At 46.8% G+C, this 19,613-nt stretch carries 12 protein-coding genes; 2 read left to right on the forward strand and 10 right to left on the reverse strand.

The window, feature by feature from the left end; all coding sequences use genetic code 11:
- The first annotated feature begins 50 nt into the window (after positions 1-50).
- Together BLR32_RS03910 and BLR32_RS03915 are read left to right on the forward strand one after the other, a co-directional pair.
- Positions 51-2,840, forward strand: coding sequence for a PAS domain S-box protein (locus tag BLR32_RS03910; RefSeq protein ID WP_089828920.1), 2,790 nt, complete (start codon positions 51-53; stop codon positions 2,838-2,840).
- A gap of 99 nt (positions 2,841-2,939) precedes the next feature.
- Complete coding sequence (locus BLR32_RS03915) at positions 2,940-3,683, forward strand: hypothetical protein (protein ID WP_089828921.1); 744 nt, start codon at positions 2,940-2,942, stop codon at positions 3,681-3,683.
- A gap of 57 nt (positions 3,684-3,740) precedes the next feature.
- On the opposite strand, the gene BLR32_RS03920 is transcribed toward BLR32_RS03915, so the two are convergent.
- The 10 genes from BLR32_RS03920 to BLR32_RS03965 form a co-directional block, all read right to left on the reverse strand.
- A complete protein-coding gene (locus BLR32_RS03920; RefSeq protein ID WP_143011357.1) occupies positions 3,741-4,616 on the reverse strand; it encodes a polysaccharide lyase in 876 nt (291 codons plus the stop codon).
- Positions 4,617-4,850: 234 nt separating this feature from the next.
- Positions 4,851-7,436 carry a fibronectin type III domain-containing protein gene (locus BLR32_RS03925; RefSeq protein WP_176842158.1) on the reverse strand — a complete coding sequence of 862 codons (2,586 nt, stop codon included), beginning with the start codon at positions 7,434-7,436 and terminating at the stop codon, positions 4,851-4,853.
- A 226-nt stretch (positions 7,437-7,662) separates the two neighbouring features.
- On the reverse strand, positions 7,663-9,099 hold the full coding sequence (locus tag BLR32_RS03930) for a phytoene desaturase family protein (protein ID WP_089828924.1): 1,437 nt from the start codon (positions 9,097-9,099) through the stop codon (positions 7,663-7,665).
- A gap of 468 nt (positions 9,100-9,567) precedes the next feature.
- Positions 9,568-11,052: a hypothetical protein gene (locus BLR32_RS03935; protein WP_089828925.1), complete on the reverse strand. Its 1,485-nt coding sequence runs from the start codon at positions 11,050-11,052 to the stop codon at positions 9,568-9,570.
- Between the two features lie 10 nt (positions 11,053-11,062).
- Positions 11,063-12,409, reverse strand: coding sequence for a hypothetical protein (locus BLR32_RS03940; protein WP_089828926.1), 1,347 nt, complete (start codon positions 12,407-12,409; stop codon positions 11,063-11,065).
- Between the two features lie 26 nt (positions 12,410-12,435).
- Positions 12,436-13,767 carry a RagB/SusD family nutrient uptake outer membrane protein gene (locus BLR32_RS03945; RefSeq protein ID WP_245705348.1) on the reverse strand — a complete coding sequence of 444 codons (1,332 nt, stop codon included), beginning with the start codon at positions 13,765-13,767 and terminating at the stop codon, positions 12,436-12,438.
- Positions 13,768-13,789: 22 nt separating this feature from the next.
- The gene (locus BLR32_RS03950) at positions 13,790-16,921 is read right to left on the reverse strand and encodes a SusC/RagA family TonB-linked outer membrane protein (RefSeq protein WP_089829922.1); all 3,132 of its coding nucleotides are present in this window, start codon (positions 16,919-16,921) and stop codon (positions 13,790-13,792) included.
- A gap of 31 nt (positions 16,922-16,952) precedes the next feature.
- The gene (gene soxC, locus BLR32_RS03955) at positions 16,953-18,170 is read right to left on the reverse strand and encodes a sulfite dehydrogenase (RefSeq protein WP_089828928.1); all 1,218 of its coding nucleotides are present in this window, start codon (positions 18,168-18,170) and stop codon (positions 16,953-16,955) included.
- Positions 18,171-18,215: 45 nt separating this feature from the next.
- Entirely contained in the window at positions 18,216-18,791 is a 576-nt protein-coding gene (locus tag BLR32_RS03960) for a c-type cytochrome (RefSeq protein ID WP_245705349.1), read from the reverse strand.
- A 205-nt stretch (positions 18,792-18,996) separates the two neighbouring features.
- Positions 18,997-19,248, reverse strand: coding sequence for a hypothetical protein (locus tag BLR32_RS03965; protein WP_089828930.1), 252 nt, complete (start codon positions 19,246-19,248; stop codon positions 18,997-18,999).
- Between the last annotated feature and the right edge of the window lie 365 nt (positions 19,249-19,613).

Below are 19,613 nucleotides of genomic sequence, written 5' to 3' on the forward strand. Positions count from 1 at the left end.
ATATTCAACTGATTTATTAACTTGTAGCAGCTACTGTATGCCAAGAGAAAATGAGTGAATTGTCAAGACCTGATAAATCAATTCCGAGGGACCAGGAATTACAGATAAAATTTGCATTACATGCTGCCGGGATCGGTACGTGGGATGTAGATATCCTTAACCGTCAAGTTGTTCTGGATGACCGGTGCAGGGCACTTCTCTGTCTGGGTGAAGCCGAAGAGCCTACTTTTGAGTCCGTCATGGGACACATTTATCCTGCGGACCAACCAACTGTTATAGCAGCAGTCGAACAGGCTATACAGCCAGATGCTGATCATCTGTTCAATGTGCGCTTCAGAAGCATTGCCGAAGGCAACCAGAACGTTGTTTGGCTAAATGTAAAAGGACAGGCATACTTCAACGTTGAAGGAATAGCTACCCGCCTCTCAGGTATCAGCCAGGATATTACCGCCGAAGTTACTGCGAACGCAAAAGCACAGGCTGCAGAGAAGATGGCAGCGCTTGCCGTTGAGGCATCAGATGCAGGCATCTTTGCAATAGATCTCATTAATAATACCATCGATTTTTCCCCGAATCTATATTATATCATAACCGGCAACAGGGATACCGTTGTTAAAGACCGTGATGTGTTGATCAGTCATGTTCACCCCGATGACAGACTGGTAAGAGAACAGGCTTATAAAGAAGCCGAAAATACCGGCTCCCTCCACTATGAAGCCCGCTTCGTCTGGGACGACGGTTCCATCCATTGGGGGAAGTTGCGTGGTAAATACGAATATGATGCATACGGCACCGCTATTTCTTTCTCCGGCATCTGTCTGGACATTACTGCTCAGAAAGAGCAGGACAGGCTCTTAAAAGAGGTAGAACAGCGTTTTTCTCTTTCGTTTAATAATGCGGCCATCGGAATGGCCTTCCTGGATGGAAAAGGCAGGTTTCGGATGCTGAACAAGGCATTTGCCGGTCTATTGGGATATCAGGCAGAGGAACTGACCGGCAAATCCTATCTCAATATCATACATTCAGATCACCGGCGGGAAAACAACCAGCTCTTCGAAGAACTCCTGCAGGGAAAACGGGACGTCTTTAATCAGATAAAACGCTATCAGCGGAAAAATGGTACTACCCGCTGGGTACAGGTAAATATTGCAGGTATCAATGACCAGGACAACAGTAAAGAGAATATACTGGTGATCGCCTTTGATATCAGCAATGAGGTGACGGCAAGGAAAGAACAGCAAAAACTACTGACACTTATAGAAAACAGCAGTGACCTTATTGCTGTTGCCAACATGGATGGCACCATCACCTATATAAACGATGCTGGTGTGAAATTGCTCGGGATGGGCAGCAAAGTATCTGCCACCACCCGCAATATCAGGGACGTATTCACACTTGAACACCTGGTAGAACTGGAAAAGGAGATCTTACCCGCTATTGTCAATACTGGTAAATGGATGGGAAGGCAATATTACACCAACCTGGAAACGGGCGAACAGATGCCTTTTCATACCAATGCGTTCAGACTGGATAGCCCCATGAGCGGAGAACCTATCGCGCTTGCCTGTGTGGCACGCGACCTGAGAGCGGAACTGGATGTACAACAGGCCTTACTCGAAAGTGAAGCCCGTTTCCGTTCGCTGGTAGAAGAAGCCCCGGTGGCAACTGCGCTCTTCGTAGGTCCTCAGTTTATTATAGAAGTAGCCAACGATCCAATGATCGGGTTCTGGGGGAAAGGTTACTCCGTATTAGGTAAACCATTGGGAATAGCCGTACCTGAACTGAATGATCAACCCTTCATAAAGATCCTCAACAATGTATATACATCTGGTATGGCCCATCATGAAAAAGAGGCCAAAGCAGTGTTGATCATTGACGGCAAACCTGAAACTTTCTACTTCAATTTCACCTATAAGCCCTTGCTGAACGCAGCAGGAGAAGTATATGCCATTGTGGATATGGCCATCGATGTAACAGAACAGGTGCTGGCGCGGAATAAACTACTGGCATATCAGAACACACTGGAACTGGAAGTGGCAGAAAGAACAGAAGAACTGGCCGCATCCAATGAAGAACTGGCGGCGATGAACGAAGAACTGCAGGACGCCAATCTTAACCTGATACGTTCCAACCAGGAACTGGAACAATATGCATACGTTGCCAGCCATGACCTGCAGGAACCATTGCGCAAGATCCGCATTTATGCCGATCTGTTGAATCACAAGGACGATCTCCCTATACATCATAAACGGCTGGTGGAAAAGATCAACCAGTCGTCAGAGCGAATGTCCATGCTCATCAAAGATCTGCTGGAATTTTCCCGCCTGCTGGAAAAAGGGAATATGATGCGGGAAATAGATCTCACCATTATGCTGCAAAGTGTGATCAGCGATTTTGAATTGATCATAGAAGAAAAGCAGGCACAGATTATCATAGGCCCCTTACCGGTTGTGCAAGGCATCCCTTTACAGATCAACCAGCTATTTTATAACTTGATGAGCAATGCCCTGAAATTTACGCAGGCAGACATCCGCCCGGTGATCAAAATTACCTCCCGTCCTATTCCGGGAGAGCTGGTGGGTAACTATCTCGGTAAGCCGGATCGCCATAAACAATACTTCGATATCTCTTTCAGCGACAATGGTATTGGCTTTGATCCAAAATATGCAGACCAGATCTTTGAAGTTTTCAAACGACTGCACAATCGTTCCGACTATCCCGGTTCCGGTATAGGGCTATCCTTATGCAGGCGTATCATGGCCAACCATTCAGGCCATCTGCACGTAGAGTCTTCACCAGGTAAAGGCACCACTTTCCATATCATCATAGCAGGTGTATAACACCTCGTATAAACGAAAATCAAACTCGGGATATCAAATTTCAAAGCATTGAATTATTTTTACTGCCTGTAATTACTCCTGTACCTAACCTAAAACGCCATGTTACCTTTCTGGAATGATTATTACTACCTGATACTCATTGCACAACTTGTCTGTATTGTGCATGCTATGAAAAATGGGAAGAAAGACTGGATCTACATCCTGCTTTTCCTGCCAGGCATTGGCGCCATCGCCTATTTCATCAGGGAAATCTGGCCGACTATTAACGGGGGACAAGTGACCAGCAATCTCCAGGAATTATTTGTACCAGGACATAATATCAAGGAGCTGGAACGTAAAGTAAGGCTCTCTGATACCGTTGCTAACAAACTGGCATTGGCCAACGCATATGCACACCGCCAGGAATACCAGCGGGCGATAGAGCTGGCCCAATCCTGCCTCAATGCCCATCATGCAAACGATCAGGGTATTCTGCTGTTACTGGCAAGACTATATTTTTATAATGAACAGTACTTTGAGAGTGTATCCTTCTATAACCGGCTGCTGGGCATGCGTAATTTCCGGATGACCAAACAGGAAGATGAACTGCTGTATGCAAGGGCATTAGAAGGCAGTACTGACTATGTAAAAGCGGAAGAAGAATACAAAAAGGTGATCCGTGTACATCATTCAATGGAAGCCATGTACTATTACGGAATGATGCTGAAGAAACAACAACGTACGCAGGATGCAAAAGCACAGTTCCAGGCTGTAAAAGATGAAATAGAACTCCATCCCGGATATGTACGCAGGTTGAATACCCAATGGGTGAGACGCTCCAGACGGGAAATGGCCGATTTATAATAAACAAGCCTCCAAAGCTTTTTACAAAGACTCTGGAGGCTTTTCTTTTGTATGTTATCAGTTAGTACTGATCCTGTGCACTTTCAGGTTATCATAATAGATGTATCCATCTGTAGCAGACTCCCAATAATCCTGGCTACCTCCACGGAAAGTATGGAAAGTTAAGCCTTTAATCAGTCGTTTGCTGTCGTTTGTTGTCCACCGGATATCCTGGTCAAGTACTACCGTACCATCAATCACATATTGTACATGACCGTTGGTATTGCTGCCGGTATTACTTTTCACATACAGATGTACATGATAGGTTTGCCCTTTATTCAGACTGCCCGAAGAAGGATAGGACTTACCAAAGGTTTCTCCATACTGGCCTGACTGGTCCTTGAAATAAACATAAGGCTGGAAAAATACCCGGCCCGCGTCAGTCTGATACCACATCAGGCGCGCAGAACCACCGTTACCGTCCCAACCCGGATCGCCACCGGTATTACCATCACCGATAGAGAAGCCGAAACCTAACTTTCCGCCCCTGCTCCAGTCAAACTGGCTGTGGAACCTGATGTCATAATCAACCTCATAGGCAGTACCGTCTGAGATATCAATGTTGGCTACCACACCACCTGCACCGGATAATGCATTCTTTAATAAGGTTATACGCAGATTGCCGTTAGAGATCATTCCCCGGCTATCCACCCAGCCGGTTACGTTACCGAAATCGGTAGCAGCGTTGTTTGCTGTATAAGTACTGCCATGGGCATAGTTATCCCAGTTTACACTCCAGTTGTTCAGGATAGTACTGCCCACTGCCTGGGTTTCCAGGCTACTGCCTGCAGCAAGGCGTTCCTCTTTAACGTTTTCTTTCGTACAGGCTGATAGTAATGTGATCATGGAGAGTGCGGCGCACCTGGTGACATTGACAATTTGATGTCTGTTCATTTTTGTAATGGTTTTTTAAGGGAAAATGAAAAAAGATATGCTCAATTATTGCGCTGTTTCGTCATTTGGCCATTAATACAATCGGTTGCATGCATGTACATAACGGTTCTTCTGGTTTTCAGACGTGGATTTCCATAGATGTCGGGCGAAGCTTGTATCAGTACTACCCGAATAAATAAAAAAGTTCCGGTCCGCCTGCGGCGGCCGGAACTACTATATAAGTTACAACACCGGTTAACGGGAAGTATTGCTTACTACTATCTTCTCTTGCTGGATCACCTGTTTATTGTCCCTCACGGTAACAATGTACACACCGTCTGGCAGAGAGGAAATGTTCAGGTTATTATAATTTCCCTTTATCCGCTGTGACAGTCGTCTTACACCAGCAATGCTGTATACATCTACTGTATACACTTTATTATCTGCAGGCAGGGAAAGGTTTAACGTATTGCTGGCAGGATTAGGCCAGATATGCAATACTGACTTTTCCTTCACCGGAGCAACTGCTGTTGTGTTAATATTAAGTGGCTGCGGATAAGTAAAAGGAAAGTCAATCTGTGCCTGTTTAAACTGCATTTCCACATCTGTTGACCAACCGAAAGCAGTATCAGCCTGTGCTTCAAGACTGAATTGTGCAGCGCCGCTCCAGAAGTGTATGAATTCGCCCAGATTGAGATCACGGGTATATTCACCATTATGCTGTGGGAAATATTGCGCCAGCAGGTCAAAATAGCGGTTTAAGGCTGCACTGGAATCTGCCCTGTCATAGATAGGGAAGAACCAGTCACGGAACCAATGCGTACCGGGTTTAGGGAAACTTTCCTCCTTCACCACAAAATCATTGTAAGCCTGCTGTGCATCGCCTTCCCAACCGAGGCGTTTCATGACGTCGTAGATGAATATTTCCGCCCATTTGCTATCTCCCCAGATAGGGAATGAAGGCGAGTTATGAATGCCCTTGCTGCCGCCTTCCACTATATGTCCTACTTCATGAATAGAAGCATGCAGGTTCCAGCCTTCTCTCGTTTCCCAGCTGCCACCCAGGTCGCCGGAATTCTTATAGTCATGGTCAGCATCAAATACTACCGAAGGATGTCCGCCGGAATACCCTGACTTACTATGGAAGATCATGTTTAATTTAGGATCGCTGAAAGAGCCATAGTTCTGCTTTACATACTCCCATACATCTGTGAAGTCCTGGTTCATCCAGGTAGCAGAACGGCTTACTGCATCATCAAACCAGATATTTACGCTGCTGTTGCTATATACCCGCGACAATAATTCTGTATGACCAGCCCAGTGTTCCTGCCATGTCGCAGGTACTGCATCGGTCAGGGTGGTATTACTGCCGGTTATCCATGCAGACACACCATTGGCATTTTCAGCTCTCACCCTGTAATAATAAGTAGTCAGTGGTGACAAGTCCAGCGAGAAATAGCGGCTTGTATTTGCTGCCAGCACAAACGCATCATCCCAGTTCAAAGTATCTGTCGTTCTCTCCAGGCGATAGCTGGTCTCTGTAGCAGCATTATCCTGCCAGTTCAGGATAATCTGGTTGCTGGAAACCGCCTGTGTTGTAAATCCGCTCGGTGCGGCAGGAGCAAATGTATCTACTGTACCTGTGCCTGTACCAAATATTTCGAGTTCTGCCAGCTGTGTAATACCAGCACCATTATTAGCCGTAATATTCAAACGGTAATACTTATAGGAAGTGGTATTAGGCACTACATAAGTACGTTTCTTAAACCTGGTTGTAAACAACTGATTACCCTGTACCTGCAGGTCTGTCCAGGTGCTACCATTGTTGGAACCCTGAAATACCCAGTTCTTCGGATCTCTGTCTACCGCATCATTGGCAGATGTAATGCTATACATGGTAGCAACAGCGCCACCAGGTAAGTAATAACGGATCCAGGTCACAGGCGCCCACGCCAGGTACTTGCTGTAAGTATTGTTATCTACCACTTTCGCCAGTCCTTCCGCACCGGTAGTATTGTACTGATCTGTTACCACGGCATCTGTAAAGTTGGTGATATCGTTACCCGTAGGCACATTAGCAGTAGTTACCACCTCAGAAGTATCTGCAACAGATACGCCGGTAGCATTCACTGCTCTTACACGGTAAACGAAGTTGGTACCAATGCTCAGTGAAGAATCCGTATAAGACGTCACGTTAGCACCTACCGTTGCACGTGGCAGAAAGGTAACCGCGTCCAGCGAACTTTCAATACGGTAGCCTGTCTCATTGGTCGCATTGTCAGACCAGCTGAGACTTGCTTTATAGCCCGGCTGCAGTGTAGCGGTCAATCCACTCGGCCCGGCAGCAGGTCCGCCTAAAGTACCTAGCAGCTCCCATTCAGCAAACTGAATAGCGCCAGCCCCATTATTAGCCGTAATATTTAAGCGGTAATAGAGATAAGGAGTGGTGTTGGTAAATGAATAAGTTTTTGTCTGGAAACGGGCAGTGAAAGACTGACCTGTCTGGGTGTTTAATGTAGTCCATGTCCTGCCATCGTCTGAGGCCTGCAGGTTCCAGTCTTTCGGATCCCTGGTATCAAAATCATTGGCAGAGGTGATGGAATACTGGTTAACGATAGCAGATCTGGCAGCTTCAAACTGCACCCAGATCGCTGTTTTGGCAATGTAATACTTCGTATTCACATTGTTGTCTATCAGCTTCGGATAGTTCTCTGCGGCATTAGAGTTGGAATACTGAGCTGTCAGTACACCTGCGGAAGATGTTATGTCAGTCTGTGCGAGAACCGGCACAGCACTACATAACAGGGCCACATACAAAGATAACTTTGTAAAATTACGCATACGCATAGTAATTGGTCATTTTAAGGTTTGTGAATAAAGGCGCTATTGATTTTTATAAAACATAGGTTGAACGTGAAGTTTTCGCGTGGTCTGACCTGGTTGATATTGAGTGCTCACAAAACGGGTTACACACGTACAGTATACGATCATACTAATATAGCAAGCAATTACAGGCAAAGCTGTCAATGGATATCAAATGGAATGTTAACAGAACTTAAAGCATTGATCATTTAATCATGATACCAAAAACATCTTTCAATGCCTTCTTTGCTGCATGATAACCGCACATGCCATGAATACCTCCCCCCGGAGGTGTGGAGGAAGAACATACGTAAATGCCCTTAGCCGGCGTAGTATAAGGCGACCATCGCATGGCTGGTCTTGTGTATAATTGTGTGATATCGAGAATACCACCATTAATATCTCCGCCGATATAATTGGGGTTATAGGTTTCCATATCTGCTGTATTCATCACATGCCTGCCAATGATGAGATCTTTAAACCCCGGTGCAAAACGCTCCACCTGGTTTTCAATAGCGGCTGTCATATCTTTCGTAGAACCATTGGGCACATGACAATAAGCCCATGCAGTATGCTTTCCTTTCGGGGCACGTGTATCATCAAAGACACTCGTTTGTACAAACAAGGTATAAGGCTGGTCAGGATGATGGCCGTCTGCTGTGCGTTGTTCATTCGCAGCAATTTCTTCAATGGTATTACCGAGATGCACAGTGCCTGCTTCCCTGCAGGCAGCGGCTGTAAAGGGTGTTGGTCCATCCAGTGCCCAGTCTACCTTGAACACGCCCATGCCATAACGGTAACGTTGTAACTGCCATTTGTAGAAAGAGGAGAATCTGTCTCCCGCGATCTTCATTAACTGACGTGGTGTTACATCCAGCAACACGGCTCTTGAAGGTGGTAATTCCTTCAATGCGTTCACATAAGTACCGGTCACAATCTCACCACCCAGTGAAACAAAATAATCGCCTAAAGCGTTGGCCAACGACTTAGCACCGCCACGTGGGGTTGGCCATCCGCCGGCATGACTGTTCGCCATCAGCACCAGACCAATCGCTGCGGTGGCGATATTTGTCAATGGTTGTATAGCATGTGCAGCCACACCACCAAACAATCCGCGGGCTTCTTTGGTTTTAAAACGTTTAGCTAAGTGCATTGCTGATGGTAATGCTTTCAACCCGAATTTTGCCAGTGTCAGCGGATGTTTTGGAAATTGTAATGGCCCCAGTATATCTTCCGTCAATCCTTTGAAATCTTTCAGTAAAGGCTGGAACAACTGTGTATAAGCATGGCTGTCGCCCCCAAGTAACTGCGCTGTTTTTTCCAGTGAAGGATATAAGGCGGCAGCAGTACCTCCATCAAAAGGATGTGCAGCATCTACAGTAGGGTATAAGTAAGACAATCCAAACTGCTCAAGTGGTAACTGACTAAAGAAAGGCGAAGTAACCGCCATAGGATGAATAGTAGAACAGATATCATGCATAAAACCGGGCTGTGTCAGCTCTTTTGAACGCAGGCCACCGCCGATCTCATTTCTGCCTTCTATCAGCAAGACAGCAAGTCCATGCTGTTGCATTGCAATGGCTGCTGCCAATCCATTAGGTCCTGATCCGATGACGATTGCGTCATATTCGTTTTTATGCATTTGGTTCTTTTGAAAATCAGGGACCAATGATCTACGTTTCGGGTTGGTATCCCGCGCGGGGAATCACCCAACCAGGTTATCATCCAACCCGGGGGGATCCCTGGCCGGGGGTATCGTCCTACCCGGAGTTATCACCCCGGGCTACAAACACTGAGACTCCTGACGGAGTCTATTGGTGTTTTGTTTCCCGGTGGATTGTTGAACCCAGGGTTACCACCCGTTCCCGGAGTTATCACCCCGGGCTACAAACACTGAGACTCCTGACGGAGTCTATTGGTGTTTTGTTTCCCGGTGGATTGTTGAACCCAGGGTTACCACCCGTTCCCGGGGTTATCACCCCGGGCTACAAACACTGAGACTCCTGAGGAGTCTATTGGTGTTTTGTTTCCCGGTTATTGAACTACGCTACAGGCATTGTGGCTGACAGCGCAGTACAACCATAGATTTCTGGTCCCTGATCGAATATTTTTAATACTGCCCTGCTTCCAGCTTGCTGGGCGATAGCAGGTATTGTTTATCTACCTTGTCTAAAATTACGTAAATCGAATCTTTATTCTGAGTTAAGCCATAAAGAATAATCCGTGTATCACTGGGTCTTTCGTAATGCAGAACAAAGGGCGCATCTTTCTTCTTTGTTGTATTCGGGCGGTCGGTAGCATTACGTCTTTGCCGTTCACGGCCCTGATTAGTGGCGCTTCTGTTCTTATCCCGCAGTGAAAGCTCCTGCTTCACAGTGTCTGCTTCATAGTAGAAGAATCTCCTTCCACCTGCCACACCTGCCAGTTCAAAGTTACGGTCTACATCATTTTTCGGAGAACCACCACCATTACTGAGATCCAGCCACACTGATTTATTCACCTGGTAAGTAATGGTAGACCACTTTTCAAAAGTAACGTTCTGCCAGCGTGTAGAGTCCAGCGGTGAATAAGGGATCACCTTGTTATTCAGCCGGAATTCCGTTACGTTGTAATACCCACGTGTACCGGCCAATCCTTTTTCGACAGGTTGCTTATATGGATCGTACAGATAGTTCCACATCTGCAGGTAAAATAGTATAAATACAAATAAAAGAAAAGTACCGGCCTTCAACGCCAGTCGTCCATATTTCTGCCACGCTTTTGTGAAGGATGGATAATAATGTACCGGCACCGTATAACGTTCCAATACTAACAAATTGTAAATCTTCGGCACATCATACGCCAGTACGAAGGCGCCCAGCAATACAAAGTATGCGGCGTATACATGCACTCCTCCATCATAAGCAAGGTTCACAAAGGTGATATTGGCCAGTGCTCCTGCCAGCAGTACGGCTCCGATAGCAGCTGTACCACGGAAGAACAACAGGATACCTGCGCCTACTTCCACGATACCCGCAAATACCTGGTACCATGGCACGATGCCGATAGATAACCAGTAGATCTTCTGTGCAGTAAAATCGCCGAAATTAGTATGCAGGTTAGAGATAGACGGATAGGGCATCTGTACCGGGAATAACTTGGTATAACCAAACCCTATAATACCTATACCGGCGCGGTAGCGCACAATCACACGCAGCCAGTAATACAGCAGATTATACTCCAGTCTCTTACGGTCAAATAAACTCCAGATCACAGCACCTACAACGGCAATACCCAGCGCTGCCGCCCAGCTGGCATAACTGGCTATACCCCAGCGACCGCTTTCCGAATCGACATTCCAGAGATTGGGCTGAAACCTCGCGATATCATATACATCCCGATACTTCAGATGGATCCAGTCCATCGTAAAGAGATGAGTATACCAGTTCCAGCTGGTAGGAATACTCATGATCACGAAAAAGATAAAGGCAATACGGAATGCCCACTTTTGATATACCTTCCAGGGCTTTGGCTGCGCAGCGGAAGTCTGGCTGGTAGTATCCGGTGCTGTTGGTGCTGCCTGCTCTATTACAGGTGAATTAGCTATATCAGACATAACGTTGATTTTAAAGTTTAAGCGGTTTACGGCGACCTTCAATCAATGGGTATTTCTTATTGATCTTGTTCAGCACCACATACACAGAATCCTGTTTTTCATTGATGCCGGAAAGAATAATGCGATTGCTGTCAGGTCTCGTATAATGCAGCTCCAGTTTCTCCTGCTGATGGTATTTGTTTTTATTCTGCAGGAACAATACCTGGCGGGATTCATCAATACCATAACTGTAATAGTGCCTGCTCACCGCACCTGCCAGCTCATAATTGCGCTCTGCATCTTTTGCATAGATCTCTTCCGTATTTGCCAGATCAGGATGTACATAGCGATTAGACCGGATGCTAAGCGTAGCCCATTTCTCAAACACCACATCTTTCCAGCGCACGGTATCTGTCAGTGAATAAGGCAGCTCCTGGTTATTGATACGGAACTCCGTTACATTGTAAATACCCGCTGCATTATCCAGACCGGGAGCAGTCGGATACTGATAACCATTCTGTTTATAGCTGGCATAGGTCTTATATCCATAAAGGCCTACAAAGAAAAAGATGAACAGGGTTTTCAGTACGATCCTTGCACTGCGGTGCCATGGCCTGGCCAGATAAGGTCGCACTGTATTAGGAGCAGTAGGCTGCTCCAGTGTCAGCAATGTAACAATACGCACAGCATCATATGCCAGTAAGAACAGCGCCAGTATTACCAGATAAAAACTATATACATATTCACCACCTTCATAAGCGAGGTTAGACATGAATACATTGCCGGTAAAAGTAATGATGATACCAGCTCCGATGGTGGCCGTTCTTCTGCTGAACAACAAAAGACCTGCGGTTGTTTCTACCAGTCCCAGGAAGGTTTCCATAGAAGGTACTACACCTGTACTCATGGCGAAGATCTTCCAGTCCGACAGATCGCCGTACTGTGTATTCAGCTGACTGATGGAAGGATACGGCAACTGCTGCGGGAACAGTTTCAACAAGCCATAGGCTATTACACCTATTGCCAGCCGGTAACGCACAATAACGCGCAACCAGTAGTACAACTGGTTATACTCCTTCCGCTGCTTATCGAGGAAAGACCAGATCAGTGTGCCGGTCAAAGCAATGAAAGCAATAATACCCCAGTCTGCAAATCCGCCGAAAGGACTATCAGATGGCAGGAACTTAGGAGTATATCGCGCGAGATAGAAAATATCTCTGAAACTCAGTTCTCCCCATTGAATGTGGAATAAGGTGCTGAAATACTTCAGGTCCAGCGGAATACACTGAATGATGAAATAGATGAAAAAGAAGCGGAAAAGGATCTTCCAGGATGTTTTCCACGTTTGCGGTGGTAATAGATTTGCCGGATGTGTCATACCTGCAATGTTTATGTGGTGAAATATCAATAACCGGGATTAGGGTCCAAAGCACCATCAGCGCTCAGCTCCACGGCAGGAATAGGCATTAGGTACCTGCGTGCGTCTGTTACGCCCAGCACGGTTGCAGCGCGGTTGGTCCTTACCAGATCATACCAGCGATGTGGTTCAAAAGCAAACTCCAGCCTTCTCTCATTCTCTATAGCCACCAGGATATCGCCCTGTGATGTGGCAGTGCTGGCTGTCAATCCTGCCCTGTCGCGAACGGCATCCAGGTCTGTCAGCGCGCCTTCCAGCTCACCCAGTTGCGCCCTTGCTTCTGCACGGATGAGATACTGTTCTGCAATACGCAGCACATAAGCAGGATCGGTTGCCGGACTACGATAGTAGAAGTTGCCATACCACAGTCCCTGGTTGGTGATGGCCACGGCGGCCTTACGGTTACCGCCGATAGCCGGGTCATTGATCAGTGCAATAAAGGCATCGTTGGGCGCCCATTGACGGGTACCACCATTGGCAGGTGGCTGCCAGTACCCCCTGTGTGCATTCACATTGTTGGCACTGTAGGATATTTCGAAGATGGATTCATTTGTAGCTACCACGTTGTTGGCGAAAAAGGCGCTATAGGGTTTTATAAGGCTATATTTGGCGTCTTCTATCAGTTTTGAGGAATAGGCCTCGGCCTGCTCCCAATTCTCCCTATAGAGGTAAAAACGGGCCATTAATGCCCATACTGTTTTCCGGGTAGCACGATAGCGGTTAGTGGTTTCCGGTAAAAGCGGTTCTGCCGTCTGCAGATCGCTCAATATCTGTGCATAGGTCTGCTCCAGGGAACTTCTTTTAAGCCCCTTGGTATCGTTGATATTAGTTGTTGCTTTCAGTACCAGCTGTACACCACCCCAGGTACGGGCCAGGTCAAAATAAGCCAGCGCACGGATGAAATAAGCTTCGCCAATTAAAGCATTCTTTTCATCCTGTGTAAAAGTGGCATCTGTCACACCAGGTACTTTATCAATTACCTGGTTGGCCCTGTTGATAGTGGAGTATATGCCTGCCCAGACAGTAGCCACATTGGCATTATCGGCTTTTACATTGTGAGAAATGAACTGTTGTATCACCGACTGTGATCCCGTCCACTGGATATTATCACCGGATAAATAACCAATGGTCTGAAAAAGCGAACCGTAATAAGCATCATCCCCCAGTTCACGATATACGCCCCTTACGGCCGTTTGTGCGGAAGCTTCATCAACAATGGTCGCATCATCCGAAACGGAATCGCGGGGCTCTACATCCAGGAAGTCTTTGCAGGATGAGAGTAATAATACAAGTGGTAATATGCGGATAAGTGATTTCATGATCTTCTTCATTAGATGTTTCCTATAATGTCACATTCAAACCAAACTGCAGCGTGCGCGACTGTGGTGGTGTACCCAGGTCAATACCCTGTACGGTTTGCGTAGCCGTTACGTTTGCTTCGGGATCAGGCCCTGTATATTTTGTAAGCAACCACAGATTATTCCCGGCGAAGTATACGCGCAAGGCATTTACATGCCAGCGGCTGGTCAGCGCTTTAGGTAGTGTATACCCTACTGTCAATGCCTGTAAGCGCAGGAAGGAACCATTCTCGATAAAACGGCTGTTCTGTTCCAGTGTGTAGTTGTTGCCTACCTTCGTCAGGCGTGGTACATCTGTGATGTCGCCCTCTTTCTGCCAGCGCTTCAGCTGACTGGCAAACAGTACCCTGTTCGCATCGCGGGTACCACCACCTTCTCCGAAGAAGCGGTTCAGGTTTAATACCTTGTTGCCATACTGGAAGTTGAACTGCACAGATGCATCAAATGATTTCCAGGAAAAACTGTTATTGATACCACCGAAGAATTTCGGCAATGCGTTCCCTACAATCTGCCTGTCAGCTACTGTAATGCTGCCATCTCCATTCACATCCTGGAATACCGCATTACCTGTTTTAGGATCTACATACAGTTGTTTATACATCCAGAAAGAATACATAGAGTACCCCTGCTGCATCCTGATCCAGTCACGGTTGTACTGCGTGATCGGCACCGGCAGTTTTTCCACCTTGTTCACGTTGCCTGAAATGGTGAAAGAGGTATTCCAGGTAAAAGCACCCCGTTTAATATTCTCGGAACGGATAGCCACTTCGTATCCTTTGTTGCTGATCTCACCGGCATTGGAGTAATAGGTGGTATAACCGGTGTTAGAAGGAACCGGCAATTGCAGCAGTACATCAGTCGTTTTCTTCGAATAGACATTCACTTCCAGCGACACTCGTCCGTCCAGGAAACCTGCATCCAATCCAAGGTTCGCTTGTGTTGTTTTCTCCCAGCGCAGGTCAGGGTTGGCCAGCTGTAATGGAGCGGTCGCCGCTTTATCTCCGCCACTCTCTGTATCAGGATAACCACTGGCGCCTGTCCATAAACCACGGGCAGCATAATCATTGATACCACTCTGGTTACCGGTCACGCCATAACTAGCCCGCAGTTTCAGGTCACTGAGGAACTGTATATCTTTCAGGAACTGCTCTTCTTTCAGACGCCATGCTGCACCAACGGCAGGGAAATATCCCCAGCGGTGATTACTGCCAAAGCGGGAAGAACCATCAGCACGAACGCTCAGTTCCAGGTAGTACTTACTATCGTAGTTGTAATCAACACGGGAAAAGAAAGAGGCGAGTGTCCCCCGTGTCCAGGTCTGTCCTGCGGTACGGGTGGAAGCGGAGGAAATATCTTTATAGGCATTATTCGGGAAACCTGTACCCTGAGCAAAAGTTCTTCCCAATGTATTCTGCTGGATAGTGTTACCTACTACAGCGCCAAACGTATGTCCGCGGCCCAGCTTCTTACGATAGGACAATGTCTGCTCATTGATCCAGGTACTGTTCTGTGTGATGGAAGACGTTGCTAAACCATTGGTGGGCGCAGCACCTAACTGTGTTTTATCATTCCAATATTCTGATTCATCATAGTTGTTATAATCCACACTCCAGCTGGTACGGAACTTCAGGTCACGCAGTATTTCAGCTTCTGCATATACATTGCCGATATACCTTAAACTGATCGTATGCACATCATAGTTATTCAGCAACACCTGCAGGTTGTCGAAGCCTGCCCAGCGGGCGGGAGTACCATCTGGATTGGTTTCCGGCAGATAAGTAGGTGTATGCAATGCAGACTGTAACAATCCTCCCTGCGGACCGTCACCAGCACGTGCCTGGTTCCTGTAGGAGCGGGTAATACCATTGCTCACGCCTATCTGTACCCTGTCATTGATCTTATGATCAACATTCAGTTTCAGGCTGGCCCTTTCAAAGAAAACAGGACGGATATTGGCCTCCTGTTTTGTATAACCAGCGCCGATATAGAATTTAGTCTTGTCAGAACCGCCATTCAGCGACAGGTCATAGTTTGCCAGCTGACCGGTACGGAAAAGTTCTCCCAGTCTGTCATAGGTTTTCTGTTCTTCCGGCAGTCCGCGGCCTCCTTCTGCCACAGGACGGAAAGGGCGATTGGCAAAGGTCTGGTTCAGGGAAGGATTATCGATACCTGTATTGATCCAGTACTCGTTGATTAATGTGGCATGTTGAGGACCAGTTGTTAAATCCCATAATTTCGGCGCCTTTGCAAAACCATGTGATACATTCACATTGACTTTAGTACGCTCACCATAATTCCCCCTTTTTGTAGTAACGATCACCACACCATTTGCACCACGTGAACCATAGATAGCAGTGGCGCTGGCATCTTTCAATACCTCTATACTGGCAATATCAGCCGGATTAATATCTGCGATAGGAGAGGTTGCACGACCACCTGTGCTCACCGTCTGCAGACTGGTATTATTTACAAACACTCCGTCTACCACATACAAAGGATCATTGCCTGCATTGATGGAAGTAGTACCACGCACACGTACAAAGACACCATCTCCCGGTACGCCGGTGTTAGAGTTAATCTGCAAACCTGCTGCCTTTCCCTGTAACTGCGCATCAAATCCTGCTACAGGTATATTCCTTGTTTCAGCAGCGTTGATGGTCGACACAGAGCTGGTCAGGTTACGACGTTCCTGTGTACCATACCCCACTACCACCACCTCGCTGAGTTTCTTGTCGTCTGTTTCCAGTTGTATATTGAGCCGGTCGTTTGCACTTACCTTTACCTCCTGTGGTTTATAGCCGAGATAGGTAAATACCAGTACCGCATCTGCCGGCACATTCAATTCAAAAGAACCGTCTATACGCGTCAGGGCTCCCCGTTTTGATCCCTTTACGATTACGCTTACACCCGGCAATTGCTGACCGTTGCTATCTGTTACCTTTCCTTTTACAGGAATATCTGCCGGAAGATTACCGGCAACAACATGTTTACTGGCAGCGGGCAACACTGCCCCCCACATTTCTGAGCTTCCCAGTACAGCGGGAATGAGCAGAAAACCTGCATTTCTCGCAAGCCTGCGTATGGCAGGAACGTGTCCATAATCAAAGAATGACATATAGTTGGTTGATTTTTTTATGCTGATTATTCTATTTCCATTTCTCCGGACTGTATACCACTTGTCCATCCCGTTTGATGAGCCATGCTGTAACAGGATTGAGATGATAGCCTGTACCAATACCCCGGGCAGCGATCAATTCCTGCAATACAGGTTGCACATAGCCTGTTTCGTCAATAGCGCGGCTCATAATAGCGGCAGTGTCTCCGTTCCATTGCCATAGGTATCTGAAGTAAGTATGCGCCTTATCTAATACAGGTTCCTGCAGGCGTGCGGCATTCCAGGTTTTTCCAGCATCTGTACTTATTTCCACTTTCTGGACTTTACCGCGTCCGCTCCAGGCCAGTCCTCTTATTTCCACCCATCCTTTCTGCAGCTGCGCAGGGTAGGCCGGATAGGTGATAATAGAACGGGCATCCATGGTGAAACTAAACTGCCGGATCTTACCATCTTTTACAGGCTCTGTGTATTTGGAAGTTTCTTCCCTGGTCATGAAGGGGCCGTCTGACAATTCAATACGGCGTATCCATTTCACACTGGTGTTGCCTTCCCACCCCGGTAGCAGCAGTCTTGCCGGATAACCTTGCTGGGGGCGAATAGCCTCCCCATTTTGTGCATAAACTATCATAGCGTCCTCCCAACCCTTACTGACGGGAATGCTGCGTGTCATCACTGCTGCATCAGACCCCTCTGCCAGGAACCAGGTAGCCTTCGGATTGATGCCTACTTCCCTGAAGAGGGTGGACAACATCACACCGGTCCATTCGCTCTGGCTGGTCAGTCCGCAGATATCCTGTGGTGTCACATTCTCTTTATCGGGCTTGCGGAAATTGCCGGAGCACTCAATAAAGCAGATCCTCGACACAGACGGAAACCGCTTCAGGTCTGCCAGAGAGAAGACAGTTGGCCTGTCTACCATACCATGTATCATCAGCTCATAGCTATTGGGATCAATAGCAGGCACACCCGCGTGATGCCGTTCGAAATGCAGGTCTGAAGGCGTGATCATGCCATACAGGTCCTGTAAAGGCGTCTGTGAAGAAGTGAGGGATGGCTTCCTTTGCGGATGTTCAAATGGAGATCTTGTACCCAGTACACCAGGCAGCGGTCCCACCTGTTTGGTAGGGTCAATAGCTGCTTCGGGAATACCCGTCTGGACCATTTTGCCAAAGGATGACTTTACCAGTACCACAGCAGCTGTGGCAGCACCTCCCAGCAAAAGGCGACGACGCGTCATCTTTTGACTCATATTAAGTTCTGTTTCGAATTACAGTTTTGTACCTAATGCATATAGTTATTCATAAGGCCCTTCCCCTCCTTTTCTATTGTCTGTGACATAGTATTTCCTGGCCGGCATGACAACGGCAGGTAAGGTTTTCGCGTTGATGACAGCATTTGCGTCAATCAGTTTATTGGCATGTAACAGCCATGCTGTGATGCTGTAGACTTCGTTATCTGATAGTGAGCCCGGCGCATTAAAAGGCATTGCACGACGCACATAATCAAAGATGGTGGTGGCGTATGGCCAGTAATTACCAATCGCTTTCACACGCTTTGGAGCCTGGTCAAAAGGTGGTGCATCTATAGTATCAGGCGCTACAAGTATGTTGTATGGCCCTTCTACACCAGTAGCACCATGACATGCTGCACATTTTGCAGCATAGATCAACGCACCATCCTGTACAGTACCACTCCCGGCAGGTAATCCTTTACCATCCGGATGAATAGCAATCGCTTTCGCTGCTATCTCCTTTTCTGTAGCTGGCCGTCCATACCCGAAATGTTCCGGCATAGCTGTATTGCGGCGTTCACAGGCAATCATGAGGGTACCTGCAACGCAGGCCCAAAATGGCATTCGTAGCTTAAACATCAGATAACTGAGACTTGGATCGTTGGTTGATTATAATGCGCAGAGTGTAACCTTACCGGTTACTTGCATTTAGTCTCTTGGTGGGAGCACAATGATAATCGATGCAAATATATGCAGTTCATTTTTAAAAGTCTACTATTCGTGTAGACTTTTATATGAATGGTAATATTTAACCAAAATAGGTGAGTATATGAGGAGCGCAATATTAATGTTCCATCATATCCAGTATGTCTGTCCAGATGATGCGGGCTATCTGTTCACTTTCAATTGTTTTTACCCGCTCGTCCGGAGTAATCATACGGTCTTCCTGCCAGTCTATCTCTTCAGGCATAAAATCCCTAAGAATATTTCCGCTGGTGATAACTTCGTATGTCGTTTCCTGAGCAACATCGTCCACGGTGATCGCAAGCTGGTACGATCTACCTTCGATATAAACTGTTATTGTACGCCTTTCCATAACAAACAATTAAAACAATTAAAAAAGGGGCCTTACTATGGAATATTCCATAGCAGAATAAGTTGCAGAGAATCTGTTGGTATATTACTGGCTGCTGACTGCCGGAGGCACACTAAAGTTGTCACTGTTCGCTATTAGACCTGCTCTTGTTCCCTCTACACTTCTCTTTTTCGCTTTTTGACCCTTGCTCGAATACGTCTTCATAATCTCACATTTAAATGGGTTAGTAATAAGCTGACATACTACATAGAACAAAATATCTGCCAGTATGTTTTCATTAGTAAAATGTGGAATAATTCTCCCCAACTCCAAACCCCGGAGGCTCGCTCCGGGGTAAAAAGTACGCTCTGTGTATGAATCAGTGT

It is taken from the genome of Chitinophaga filiformis (assembly GCF_900102545.1).
Taxonomy (GTDB): Bacteria; Bacteroidota; Bacteroidia; order Chitinophagales; family Chitinophagaceae; genus Chitinophaga; species Chitinophaga filiformis.

What these genes read in the sequence shown, in the direction of transcription:
- BLR32_RS03910 (WP_089828920.1), top strand. Translation starts at nt 51, where the DNA reads ATGAGTGAATTGTCAAGACCTGATAAATCAATTCCGAGGGACCAGGAA.
- BLR32_RS03930 (WP_089828924.1), bottom strand. Translation starts at nt 9,099, where the DNA reads ATGCATAAAAACGAATATGACGCAATCGTCATCGGATCAGGACCTAAT.
- BLR32_RS03945 (WP_245705348.1), bottom strand. Translation starts at nt 13,767, where the DNA reads ATGAAATCACTTATCCGCATATTACCACTTGTATTATTACTCTCATCC.
- BLR32_RS03950 (WP_089829922.1), bottom strand. Translation starts at nt 16,921, where the DNA reads ATGTCATTCTTTGATTATGGACACGTTCCTGCCATACGCAGGCTTGCG.
- BLR32_RS03960 (WP_245705349.1), bottom strand. Translation starts at nt 18,791, where the DNA reads ATGTTTAAGCTACGAATGCCATTTTGGGCCTGCGTTGCAGGTACCCTC.
- BLR32_RS03940 (WP_089828926.1), bottom strand. Translation starts at nt 12,409, where the DNA reads ATGACACATCCGGCAAATCTATTACCACCGCAAACGTGGAAAACATCC.
- BLR32_RS03915 (WP_089828921.1), top strand. Translation starts at nt 2,940, where the DNA reads ATGTTACCTTTCTGGAATGATTATTACTACCTGATACTCATTGCACAA.
- BLR32_RS03925 (WP_176842158.1), bottom strand. Translation starts at nt 7,436, where the DNA reads ATGCGTAATTTTACAAAGTTATCTTTGTATGTGGCCCTGTTATGTAGT.
- BLR32_RS03965 (WP_089828930.1), bottom strand. Translation starts at nt 19,248, where the DNA reads ATGGAAAGGCGTACAATAACAGTTTATATCGAAGGTAGATCGTACCAG.
- soxC (WP_089828928.1), bottom strand. Translation starts at nt 18,170, where the DNA reads ATGAGTCAAAAGATGACGCGTCGTCGCCTTTTGCTGGGAGGTGCTGCC.
- BLR32_RS03935 (WP_089828925.1), bottom strand. Translation starts at nt 11,052, where the DNA reads ATGTCTGATATAGCTAATTCACCTGTAATAGAGCAGGCAGCACCAACA.
- BLR32_RS03920 (WP_143011357.1), bottom strand. Translation starts at nt 4,616, where the DNA reads ATGAACAGACATCAAATTGTCAATGTCACCAGGTGCGCCGCACTCTCC.